9 protein-coding genes and 1 pseudogene are annotated in these 11,387 nt (G+C 45.5%); 4 read left to right on the top strand and 6 right to left on the bottom strand.

Going from position 1 to position 11,387, the window contains the following annotated elements; all coding sequences use genetic code 11:
• Window positions 1-1,332, bottom strand: a pseudogene (locus tag QT974_RS22445) (hypothetical protein); the annotation flags it as partial.
• A 719-nt stretch (window positions 1,333-2,051) separates the two neighbouring features.
• Between QT974_RS22445 and QT974_RS22440 the strand changes: the two are divergent.
• On the top strand, window positions 2,052-2,261 hold the full coding sequence (locus tag QT974_RS22440; protein ID WP_333470635.1) for a hypothetical protein: 210 nt from the start codon (window positions 2,052-2,054) through the stop codon (window positions 2,259-2,261).
• 92 nt (window positions 2,262-2,353) lie between these two features.
• Here QT974_RS22440 and QT974_RS22435 read toward each other — a convergent pair whose 3' ends face one another.
• The 3 genes from QT974_RS22435 to cbiD all read right to left on the bottom strand — a co-directional run bounded on the left by QT974_RS22435 (window position 2,354) and on the right by cbiD (window position 6,186).
• Window positions 2,354-2,998, bottom strand: a complete 645-nt coding sequence (locus QT974_RS22435) for a Uma2 family endonuclease (protein ID WP_333470634.1) — start codon at window positions 2,996-2,998, stop codon at window positions 2,354-2,356.
• Between the two features lie 111 nt (window positions 2,999-3,109).
• Window positions 3,110-4,723, bottom strand: coding sequence for a glutamine-hydrolyzing GMP synthase (guaA, locus tag QT974_RS22430; RefSeq protein WP_333470633.1), 1,614 nt, complete (start codon window positions 4,721-4,723; stop codon window positions 3,110-3,112).
• A 335-nt stretch (window positions 4,724-5,058) separates the two neighbouring features.
• Window positions 5,059-6,186 carry a cobalt-precorrin-5B (C(1))-methyltransferase CbiD gene (gene cbiD, locus QT974_RS22425; RefSeq protein WP_333470632.1) on the bottom strand — a complete coding sequence of 376 codons (1,128 nt, stop codon included), beginning with the start codon at window positions 6,184-6,186 and terminating at the stop codon, window positions 5,059-5,061.
• Window positions 6,187-6,614: 428 nt separating this feature from the next.
• Between cbiD and QT974_RS22420 the strand changes: the two genes are divergently transcribed.
• Complete coding sequence (locus tag QT974_RS22420; protein ID WP_333470631.1) at window positions 6,615-7,046, top strand: STAS domain-containing protein; 432 nt, start codon at window positions 6,615-6,617, stop codon at window positions 7,044-7,046.
• Window positions 7,047-7,346: 300 nt separating this feature from the next.
• Entirely contained in the window at window positions 7,347-8,786 is a 1,440-nt protein-coding gene (locus QT974_RS22415) for an MFS transporter (RefSeq protein WP_333470630.1), read from the top strand.
• Window positions 8,787-9,144: 358 nt separating this feature from the next.
• On the opposite strand, the gene rpsD is transcribed toward QT974_RS22415, so the two are convergent.
• Complete coding sequence (gene rpsD, locus QT974_RS22410; RefSeq protein WP_333470629.1) at window positions 9,145-9,753, bottom strand: 30S ribosomal protein S4; 609 nt, start codon at window positions 9,751-9,753, stop codon at window positions 9,145-9,147.
• 157 nt (window positions 9,754-9,910) lie between these two features.
• On the opposite strand from rpsD, the gene QT974_RS22405 reads away from it, so the two are divergent.
• Complete coding sequence (locus QT974_RS22405) at window positions 9,911-10,558, top strand: hypothetical protein (RefSeq protein ID WP_333470628.1); 648 nt, start codon at window positions 9,911-9,913, stop codon at window positions 10,556-10,558.
• A gap of 576 nt (window positions 10,559-11,134) precedes the next feature.
• Here QT974_RS22405 and QT974_RS22400 read toward each other — a convergent pair.
• Window positions 11,135-11,387: hypothetical protein (locus QT974_RS22400; protein WP_333470627.1), on the bottom strand; the 253-nt coding region annotated here is incomplete at its 5' end.

Below are 11,387 nucleotides of genomic sequence, written 5' to 3'. Positions count from 1 at the left end.
CTGTCTGACATCTGCGGTTTCTGTATCGATCGAAGACTTATGCAATTCAAGTCTAGTAAATGGTTGACTGTGCCATGCACTATAAAACTCTGGATAACTCATGTTTTGGGCGCAGTGCCAGATAACTCCATAGGAATGGAAATATCGATCGACATCATCTTTGTCAGTTTTCCTGTAGAGACAATTTCTTAGTCCTCCAACTACCAATGGGAACATTTCATACTGAATCATTTTTGTAAACTTTGAAGCTGCCTGCCAACAGCCCGTATCGTCTTCACTATTACAAAGTAAATTAACTAGAGATTTTGCAATAAATTCTTTACTTGATTTAAATTTCTTATATTTAGAGGACTTTAACATCTGTTTAAATGTGTATTCATTGTAGTCGCTTTTTGTTAAGCGGTCTAAATTTTTAATAACATTCAAACTCTCATTTTTGATTTCAAGTTTAACTTTTATAGGCTCACCTTTAGATGGTAAACCATATACTAATGAATGAGCACAATAAAGAGCATTTTGCCGATCCATACCCCAGGAAACTTCCATTGCAGTGTAAAAACTGATTACATTTTCCAGAAGGTCTTCTGCTAATTTGTTTCCTGGGTCAAGCTTAGTTAATATCCTAGCAGCTTCATGGGTATTATCCGCATTTTCCCGAAGACGAAAAGATTGGTTTCCCAATGTAATTTTATGTTCTTTTTCTTCAAAAATTAATTTGGTTAACAAATTAATTGCTTTCAGGCGATCGGTTTTTTCAAATACTTCTCTAGCAGCATCTTCTACACAATAATGCAATTCTTCACGGATGTTACTAAATCCGATTTTAAACAGTCTCTCCACAATTTCATCTGCTCGTTCATAAGTTGTAAATTCAGAGATTGCACATCCCGCCAAAAAATAAGCTCTGTAGCCGTAAAAATTTTCAAAACCACATCTATCATTAAAATCTGTTAACAACTCAATAAACTTATCTCTGTTTTTATTGTTGTTTCCAAACCATAATAGAATTACTTCTTTCCACTGCGGTTCAAAAATGCGATAAATACCTTCATCTGGATTATGAAGAACGTGATTTAGGAAAAAATGCCAATCATCGATCGCCAAGGAGGCAAAATATTCCTGGAATGTGGGATGAAAGAATGCGTAAACAGGTTCATCTGCTGTTGCAGCTTCTCGATCTACTAAGTTCAGCCAACCGAGATCCCGGGCTAATTTAAACAGCCTATCGCCCATTTCTTTTTCAATTAAACTCAGCGGCAAGCAAAATCGAGTATCGCTATCCAATCCTGCTACAGACAAACGACCGAGGGCTTGATGTAATTCTTTTTGCAAACCTGGTTCAGTCGCCCAATCAATACCCGATTGCGCTGGTTTCCACTCAGAGAAATAGCGGACAAAGTGTTGATATAGTTCCGCTTTGGTTTCTGGTAATTCGGCTTGCTTATTCTGGCTGAATATTTGACACAGTAGAGATAAGCGAAGCGGATTTTTTACGAGTTGGCGGATGCGTTCTTTTTGCGGTTCTTGCAGCTTTTTCTGTAACTCCTGTCCCCGTTGAATATTTTTTGCTTCAGCAAACCACTTTAGACCAACCTCGTTTGTCTGGATTTAGTGGCTTCTCCAATTCAGCCATCCGTTGACGAACTTTATCCAAACCTGCGCCATCAATCCGAACACTTCGAGATGCCATAGTTTGACTCATTCCTAACAACTAGAGTGGATGAAATTGAGAATTTTGCATCAGTTGCATAGCCCGCCAGGGGTTTAAACCCATGGCTCATAGCGAAAGTCCTCTAAAAGAGGACTAAATGCTGACCCTAAAAAGCGCTCTTCAGTCCACTTAAGTGGACTTTCGCTATTAGCCGTGGACTTGAGTCCACGGCGGGACAACACCACAGGCGCAAAATCTCAATCAAAACTATCCCTAGCATAGTCAGCATCAAGTTTCTTGACCAGTTCAGATCAGTTCACTTTTTTCTGAACCGTTTTGCTCTGGAGAAATTCAGTTAACCCCAATAGGCTTGAATCATTAACACTCAAAGGTTCAGCTTATGACAGCCTTTCAACTCAGCCTTTTCCCAGACGAGCCACCTACTCCCCTCGACTCCCTTAACAAAAAGAGATACGCCTTTGACTGTGACAATTCTTTGTCTTCATTTCCCCAATTTCAAAGCGGAGAAATTATCAACGAGTTAGAAACGATCGCACTCGATATTCTAGAGATGATTTTAGGCGATCGATGGTTTTCCTGTAACATCTGAATTATTCATCTCTCTCTGTTCTCCCTCTGTGTTCTCTGCGTCCTAGAAAGGTTAAATCATTCCGATGCAACCGAATTCGAGGGCAATTTCATTCATATTTGTTGGCGTATCCATTGCCGCAAACTTTGTTCAGCGCCAACTTCATCTTCCTGCGCTTGGGCTAGAAATTCATAGAGTTTTGTTTTAGGAACTTGCAGAAAAGTCGGGCTAATTTCCACTTCTTGATATTCTTCGCCAACGAGTTGATAGATGCGCCAAACCCGCCCGTTAAAACGCCAAAATTCAGGAACTCCCATACTGGCGTAAAGTTCCAGTTTCTTGATATCTGTATGCGTAATATCGATTTCGACTACTAAATCTGGCGGCGGATCTTGCTCCAAATTTACCGTTCTTCCTGTCACTAGCGGTTGGTTCTGGATATAATAAGCATTATCTGGTTCTGCGCCCCGATCCAAATCTTCCCGATCGAGTCTTGTAGAACCCATCGTTTTGATTCTTAAACCGAGTTCCACTACTAAAATGCGAATAAAGATCCCGATTAGCTCTCGGTAAAATTCATGTGCTTCTAAAGGCATCGTAATTTCTAAAGTGCCGCGATCGTAGGTAAAATGAGCAGAGCGACTCTCGCCAATTGCTCGGACAATTTGCTGATAGGCTTGCCAATTCAAGTTGTGGAAAATTACCCGTTTTTCGCCGATCGCTCTGGGTGAATTTAATAATAGAGGAGTAGTCACCATATTCAACACAGTTGACTCTTAGACTATAAATTTTCTGTGTAAGTCCTGTAATTAACACAGGACTTACAGACGGTATCTATCCAAATCGAAAATCAAAACTCGACAATGGTATTATTCCCACTCGATCGTACCAGGCGGCTTAGAAGTAATATCGTAAACCACCCGGTTAACGCCCTTAACCTCATTCACAATCCGGTTCGAGATCAATTCCAACAAATCGTATGGAACCCGCGCCCAATCAGCCGTCATCCCATCTTCGCTTTTGATAAATCGCAGAACTATCGGGTAAGCATAGGTGCGCTTGTCGCCCATAACGCCTACACTGCGAATCGGCAGCAAAACTGCAAAAGCTTGCCAAAGTTCGTTGTACAATCCGTGGCGGTTGATTTCTTGGCGCACGATGAAGTCAGCATCCCGCAAAATATTCAGCCTCTCTGCGGTAACTTCTCCCGTAATCCTAATTGCCAATCCCGGGCCCGGGAAAGGTTGTCGGTTGACGATTTCTTCGGGAAGCCCGATCGATCTACCGACTTTTCGCACCTCATCCTTAAACAACTTTCGCAGCGGTTCGATCAGCTTAAAACACAAATCTTTTGGTAAGCCACCGACATTGTGGTGGCTTTTAATCTTAACAGCAACTCGTTCGCCGTTTTTCGGGTCTACATTCGTATCAGCCGACTCAATCACATCCGGGTAAAGAGTACCTTGAGCGAGGTAATCGAAGGGGCCAAGGCGCTTCGATTCTTCTTCAAATACACTAATAAATTCGTGACCGATCCGCTTGCGTTTTACTTCAGGATCGGTAACGCCTTCAAGTTGAGCCAAAAAGCGATCGCGAGCTAGAACGTACTGCACCGGAATGTGGAATTCATCTTGAAATAATTTCACCAACCGTTCCGGTTCGTGCTTGCGCATAAACCCTTGATCGATAAACATACAAGTCAGTTGGTCGCCGATCGCCTGGTGCAGCAAGAAAGCCAAAGTTGAAGAATCAACCCCGCCAGATAGAGCCAACAAAACTCGTTGATCTCCCACTCTGGCGCGAATTTCGCGAATAGTTTCCTCCACAAAAGTAGCCGTCGTCCAAGTCGGTTCGCACTCGCAAATGTGGTAAACAAAATTGCGAATCAAAGCTTGTCCGCCGATCGAGTGAACTACTTCTGGGTGAAACTGTACCCCGTACAAACTTTTCTCGTGGTGAGCAACAACAGCAGACGGAGTATTCTCTGTGTGAGCCAGAATATCAAAACCCGGCGGCAACTCGGTACAGGAATCTCCGTGGCTCATCCACATCGTCGCGCCTTCTTCAACATTTGTCAGCAAATCCGTAGGATCGTCAATAAATAACGATGCTTTGCCGTATTCTGCCAACTTAGCCCGCTCAACAGTCCCACCGAGTTGCTTTACCATCAACTGCATCCCGTAGCAGACGCCCAATACTGGTATGCCCAAATTCCAGATTTCCGGGTCGCATTGGGGAGCTTTTTCATCGTATACAGAACTCGGGCCTCCTGAAAGAATAATTCCTTTAGGAGCGATCGCTTTTAACTGTTCTGCCGTAGTGCGGTAAGAAATAACTTCTGAATATACTTGAGTTTCGCGAATCCGGCGAGCAATCAGTTCGGAATATTGCGAACCGAAATCGAGAATCACGATCATCTGGCGGTCAATTTGCCCCAGAGAAGAGTTGGTGAGGTCGGATTCAGTTTCTATTTGAGTAGTCACGGTGATTGGGTAGTTACTAATTGCTAATTGGGCATAACGTAGCGGAGGTATTTGTCGCCGCCTGAGTCCAATACTGAGGTCTGCGAACGACTTTTAGTCGCTAGGAATAAATCTTATTTTTACTAGATTGCTGTTAGTGATTTTGCTCAATTAATAGGACCGGCGACCAGCATAGATTTACTTCGAGCTTTACCATAATTAATTGAACCCTTGCATCAGAACTTGCGTCTAGAAGCAACCTAGTATAATTAAGGTCTAGGGACTGAGAATTATTACTTGTTAAATATTATCTCTGACTGATGTTTTAAGCAGAAATCAGAGATATTCACACCACATTAACAAATTTGAGTCAAAAATGTATCTCCTGTGTCACTCTTAACAATTATTTTGCGATCGCGCCCAAACATCACCGAACCCACGGGGATACGCTGGTTAGTGTGGGTGAAAATGCAATCGGACGATCGCAAGTCAATTTCTCGGGCGATGTCGCCGTAAATTCGATCGACCCAATGGCTACCAGTTGCCGCATCCAAAGCCCGCAGTTGGCCGAGAGCTTCTTCGGCTGTCGCCGCGCCAAAAATCGCGGAACACGCATCCGCGGACATTCGGGCTCGAGCACAGAAAGCTGTCAAAATTTCCCGGCGCCCGTCAGCGAGGTGATGGTGAGTGTGAAAAATCCCCGCCGCCAATTTGATCAATTTACCGTGATAGCCAAACAACAAGATCGATCGCACCCCCTGACATCCAGCCTCTACCAGCAGCGGGCCCAACCAGTTAGCAGTTTTGACCAGCCGTTGCGGATCGATGCCAAGTTGCCGCGCCAAATCCAAGCCATTTTCGCCAATGCAGAAGACTAAAGTGTCAAACAGTTCGGCTTTTTGTTGTAGTTGTTCGCGGTAAATTTCCAACTGTCCGGGGGCGCTCAGCGGTTGAGAAATGCCAGTTGTACCCAGCAGCGAAAGTCCTTCTACGACGCCGAAAGCTTCGTTAGAAGTGCGGGCGGCTAGCTGGCGCCCCAAGGGCAGAATCAGGGTGACAGTAATTCTCTGTCCCGGTGCGAGTTCTCGGCTCAGATTCGATCGCAGCAGCCGCATCGCATAATCATAGATTGCCGCTCCACCACCTACTTTGTGATGTCCAATTCCCTCGCCCCCAACAATCACGATTTGCTCTCCCTCTCCCTCTCCCTCCCCCATCGCTTCCACCATTGCCCAAACGGGAGTATTGCGAGTCAGATCCAGGTTGTCCCCGGGATCGGAGCGAGTCACGGCCAAAGCGGTACCAGTTTTGAGTACAGACGCCTGTTCGATCGCAATTTCTGCCGTGATTGGCGGTTCCAGTAAATCTACTGATACGCTATCTACAGACTCGGTAGCTGCGCGCAAGCACCGCAGTGCTGCCTGTGCAGCCGCACAGGCAAATACTGGCAGTGTATACCCGGATAAAGGTTGAGTTTTTGTCACGAGCGGATTCAAAAATCAGTAAATTTGCCGGCGATCGACATCACGTAGTAGCAGTGATACCCCTCAAACACTTAAGCTTAATTCTAGGGTTTGATATTATCATCAGTTAAAGTGATTTTTGTCAAGTGATAATTTGTCCTAGCATTTGCCCTGAAGCAAACAACAGTTTTTTTTGAAGTGCGATCGCTAACAACACACACAGAAGCCCTACTGACACCTACGATATATCTTCATAAAAAACCCGAAATCTCGATCGCGCTTGCCCTCCAAAAGTAACAAACAGATTCCTGGCATTAAGTACAAATACTGCAAACAAATTCCAAAAACCAGATGGTCATACCGATCTTCCAGACACATTGCATCCTTTTTCCTGCCATCAGCCCCGTGCTGAGTACAGCTATCGTGAGAATGTCCCAGGGGGAAAAAAGATGAAGACCTCCACTACCCTCATGTCTTCATTTGTTTGGGATTCAACCGCTCAACTGTGCGAATCAGAAACCACCGCATCCCAGACCATTGTTTTGCAACCCAAGGGGTGTCTCGGCGGCCTCGCTGTTCTAGATTTCCAAATTAAGCTGGAGCAAGCTTTGGAAACGGCAGCCCTTGGAGTAGTCCTGGATATGCAGCAAGTCCATGCTGTAGCCCCAGAGGGAATAGCCGCCCTGGCCCGGGGGCTGGAGTTAGCAGCGATACTCGGGAAGTCGATCGTCTTTGATTCTATCGATTTAGCTAGCCGTAAAAGTTTGACAGCCGAGTGGAGGATCTCGGGGGAAATTTGTTTTGGCCCTTGGGGCGACTTATTTGAAAGGGAATTCGAGCAATTTTTGGCAGGCGAAATGCTGCGATCGCTTCCTTGTTAAGCCCTAAAACCTAGGTTTTTACCATCCGCAAATTTATATCCCCCAAGCGGTCGATGCCCCAGCCAGCGCTTGCCATTTATATTCATAATAATTACCCGGAAGTGCCAGTCTAGCTTTCAAGCTAACATCTTGAAAGCGGGGCTGGTTTTATCTTATCTACAGGCTAGCTCAGCAATTACCAGCAGATTAAATTTGATCGACACCTGCGCTTGAAAAATAATTTAATTGCAAGCCGGCATAAAACCCTTACAAAGCAAGCATTTTGCCATTTCAAATCAGAAATCTACAATCTAAAATCCGATGACTATGGTTGAACCAGTTGCAGAGTTAAATGAGCCTCTATCTCTTCAGACTCCAGAAATACTAGAAAAGACAATATCTCAGCTCGTTCTAACTCCAAAAACAGCTCTCAAAATTTCCAAACAAGAGGTTCGATCTACCCTCAAAGCCTCAACCATAGACGGCGTTTTTGCCACTATCTTCGAGTCGGCCACAGGCGGCGTAATCCTCAGCAACTTGTTGCTGCAACTCGGCGCCAGCAGCGTAGAAATAGGTATATTATCTGCTATTCCGATGGTCGTGAATTTCTTGCAACCATTAGGAGCCTACATCGCCGATCGCACAACCAGCCGCCACTGGTACAACCTAGGAATATTCGGCGTGTCCCGGCTGCTGTGGCTCGTCCTCGTAGTGGCAATTATTTGGGGGCCTGGGCCCGCCGACTCCCACCAACTGCTGCAATGGACTCTCGCCACTGTCCTAGCAGCTAACGTGCTCGGAGCTTTTGCCAATTCTAACTGGTTTAGTTGGATGGCTGCTGTGGTTCCTCACCGCTTGCGGGGACGCTATTTTGGCTTTCGCAACAGTGCTACGAGCTTGATTAGTTTGCTGGGAGTGCCGTTGATGGGACTGTGTGTGTCTGCTTGGGGCGCCGATCGAATTTCCGGCTACGGTATCGTGTTATTTGTCGGTGTTTTGGCGGGAATGATTAGTTTGGGCTGTCAATTCTGGATGGTCGATGTCAACCCCCTGGCATACCGAAAAGATGCAGAGAGCGATCGAGTTCCCGAAAAAAAAGAAAGTAAACAAACAACAGATTTTGTACCTTCAGTCCTGAAAGATTCTAATTTCTTAATTTTTATCGTTTACTTTAGCGTGTGGACGTTTGCAGTTAATCTGTGCGCGCCTTTTTTTAATATCTACCTCCTGAAAGATTTAAGCTTGGATGTGAGTTTGGTAACGGTTTACAACAGCTTGAGTTCCGGGGCAAATCTGCTGCTGCTAATGTTTTGGGGCAGATTAGCCGATCGCTGGGGAAATCGCCCCTTGCTAATTTCCGTGGGGCTGATAGTGGCCATCACGCCTTTGCTGTGGTTGGGTACGGGCAATTACCCGTTTGCCGTGTGGGTGTGGCTGCCGCTGCTGCACTTACTGGGGGGAACGACTTTAGGGGCGATCGCCCTATGTACTAACAATATTCAAATGGAGATCGCGCCGATCGAACAACCATCGACTTATTTTGCGATCGCCGCAGCCGTTTCGGGAGTAGCTGGGGGCTTGGGAACTACCGCCGGCGGCTTTCTTGCCGAACTTCCGGGCATGAGTTTGGGGGCGCTGTTTGCCCTTTCGGCTGCCGTGCGGTTGGTAGGATTATTGCCTTTGATTTTGGTGAAAGAACCCCGCAGTTTGTCCTTGAGGGCGATCGTCCCGAATTTTTTACAATTCAAACTCAACGATTAATATTATTTCCAAAGATAACGCTCATCCGGTTTGTAGTGAGGACTTTAGTCCGCATCATTAGAGGACTCGCATTCCGAACGATCAAACCATTACCGATTCTGGGTCATTGACCGGACATACATAATATAATAACGGCCAATAATTAACTATTAAAAGTTAATTATTGACCGTTACAAAGCTTTTTTCAGCCTTCAGCATAGCTGTTTATTCTTAAAAAATTAGTCTTCAGTCCTTAGCCCTCATTATTCACTAACAATTAACTAATAACCAGAAACGAGCCCAATTTTTTTTTGCTAGCAACTAACTGATGACGTTGGACGTTCGCGAGCGGAGACGCTCGCAAAACATGACTAATAAATTAAGCTTGACGCGAGTAGTATTCCACCACTAGCAGTTCATTAATCTGAAGAGCAATCCACTCACGTTCGACAACGCCGTTAACTTTGCCAACCAGTTTTTGCTTGTCAAATTCCAAGTGACTGGGCAAGTGAGCCAGGCCTGGGTCTTTGAGATTAACTTCAACCATTGTGCGCGAGCGTTCTCTGTTTTTCACAGCAACCACATCACCGGGCTTGCACTGATAGCTGGCGATGTTCACTTCACGATCGTTCACAGTAATGTGACCGTGATTTACCAATTGTCTAGCGGACGGAATGGTTGGAGCCATTCCCATCCGAAACACAGTATTGTCCAAGCGCATTTCCAAGAATTGCAGTAACACTTGACCTGTGGAGCCGGTGACACGGCGGGCTTTGCGGACGTAACGGAGCAATTGGCGTTCCGTCACACCGTAATTGAAACGGAGTTTTTGCTTTTCTTGCAAGCGAACCGCGTACTCAGAGAGCTTTTTGCGGTTTTGACCGTGCTGCCCAGGCGGATAGTCCCGTCTGGGAGTTTTGCGGGTTAGACCCGGCAACTCTTTCAGGCGACGGACGATTCTTAATCGGGGGCCTCGATATCGAGACATTTATTTTCCTCTCTAATTTCTGTATGCAATTTTATGCAGACTCTATATTATATGTTGGTAACGGTGAAAATTCCCACAAAAATCGATAAAAAAAACCGATCGACCGGAGGACGATCGATCGCGCGTGCTAAATTCTCCAGAAACAGCAGGTCGGTCAATGTCCGAACCAGTCCAAAAACTCACAAATCGAGCTGCCATGCACAACCGCAATTTTTCCCAAAATTCTTCCCCAAAACCAGCACCGCCCTGGATGCTGGCTCTAGGCACTCCCCTAATCGCGCTGAGTTTGTTGGCAGCAGCACTGCCAATCTCCCCAGCATCAGCCATCACCCTCAGATTCCCACGAACTCAAAATCCCTATCGCGTCTGCGCCAAAGAACTAATCGAAGCTGGAGTCGGAGCCGAAGCAGCAGCAGCAGCTTGTGCCGACGCCCTCCATCCCCGCGACATATCCAGATGCGCCCTCCAAATCAACCGCAAAACCAATATTTCTGGTGTCGAAGCACTCTCTAGCTGTAGGCAGGTGAGGCGGCCCGACGAATTGACCACTTGCGTGCTGAATATTAGCAGTAAAACTAAAACTCAACCCGCAGGTTCCCTGTTAGTGCTCGATGGGTGCCGCCGCAGTTTATTGCCAGAACAGTTTGCTGAATGCGTCGTCGGCTTGAGCGGCAGGCTCGACTTTCCGACAGACAGGTTAATTGCGACTTGTCTCGATCCTAGAGACAGAGTGAGCCAGTTAGACGGGCGTCCTGCACCGACGCCTCCTATGGAGCTGATGCCACCGCCTTCGCGGCTCAATTAATTAGTTATGGGTAATTGTAAATTGCGAGTAGGGAAAACAGTAACTGCTAATTCTAACCGAGTCTCCAGACATTCGCAGAATTTGGCACGATCGAGCTGGAAAACTGCTATCTACAAAAGCAATTATATTTTTCGCAATTAGCAATTACCCATTACCTTTTGGTGCCTCATCTTTCCCTATAAAAGCTATATTCCATCTTTCATTTTCCATTTTCTATCTTCTCTCGATCCTGGAAATTCCGTACCTTGTTGTTCGTCGAACTTCCTCGCCAAAGCCAGTTTTTTTTACTTAAACCGGGTGCTACAAAAATCGTGTTTTTTGCAGCAGTTGCTTTGGGGAAGGTAATCTCAAGACCTGATGCTCGCGGGTAGCAACCACTCTCAAACCTTTCACAAGTAAAGCATTTAAGCTACATATTCCTATTCGCCTTCTGGCTGCATATGATGTTTGATTTGTCAAGAGTGGCTTGGGCAATTATTAAGAAGACGATCGCTCTGATGCGATCGGCTGAGTTTTGGTTGGTGGCTTAATTGCGGTCTCTTACACTTAATTAATTTTTAATTTTATCAGCAATTGTTAAGCTAGTTCATTCAGTTGACAGTTGACAAAACTTGACGCTGAAGGAAGAGGATGGGAGTAATGAATCATTTTTTTTAATTCCTCTCTAAAAATTAGAGACTTTAAACCAATCTTTTCTGCTGAAAATTGAATTCGCTCAGGCAATTTTTGTGGTTGCTGTGCCGTCAAATTCTGATAGTTGCGGAGGGAGAGACATTCAACAGTTGACAGTTGACAGTTGACAGTTGACAGTTTAAGAGCTACCTCTACC

The organism is Microcoleus sp. BM001215392, assembly GCF_036700185.1.
In the GTDB taxonomy this organism is placed as follows: domain Bacteria; phylum Cyanobacteriota; class Cyanobacteriia; order Cyanobacteriales; family Microcoleaceae; genus Microcoleus.
This window is presented reverse-complemented; position numbering and strand designations above follow the sequence as displayed.

What these genes read in the sequence shown, in the direction of transcription:
- QT974_RS22415 (WP_333470630.1), top strand. Translation starts at nt 7,347, where the DNA reads ATGACTATGGTTGAACCAGTTGCAGAGTTAAATGAGCCTCTATCTCTT.
- QT974_RS22440 (WP_333470635.1), top strand. Translation starts at nt 2,052, where the DNA reads ATGACAGCCTTTCAACTCAGCCTTTTCCCAGACGAGCCACCTACTCCC.
- rpsD (WP_333470629.1), bottom strand. Translation starts at nt 9,753, where the DNA reads ATGTCTCGATATCGAGGCCCCCGATTAAGAATCGTCCGTCGCCTGAAA.
- QT974_RS22420 (WP_333470631.1), top strand. Translation starts at nt 6,615, where the DNA reads ATGAAGACCTCCACTACCCTCATGTCTTCATTTGTTTGGGATTCAACC.
- QT974_RS22435 (WP_333470634.1), bottom strand. Translation starts at nt 2,998, where the DNA reads ATGGTGACTACTCCTCTATTATTAAATTCACCCAGAGCGATCGGCGAA.
- QT974_RS22405 (WP_333470628.1), top strand. Translation starts at nt 9,911, where the DNA reads ATGTCCGAACCAGTCCAAAAACTCACAAATCGAGCTGCCATGCACAAC.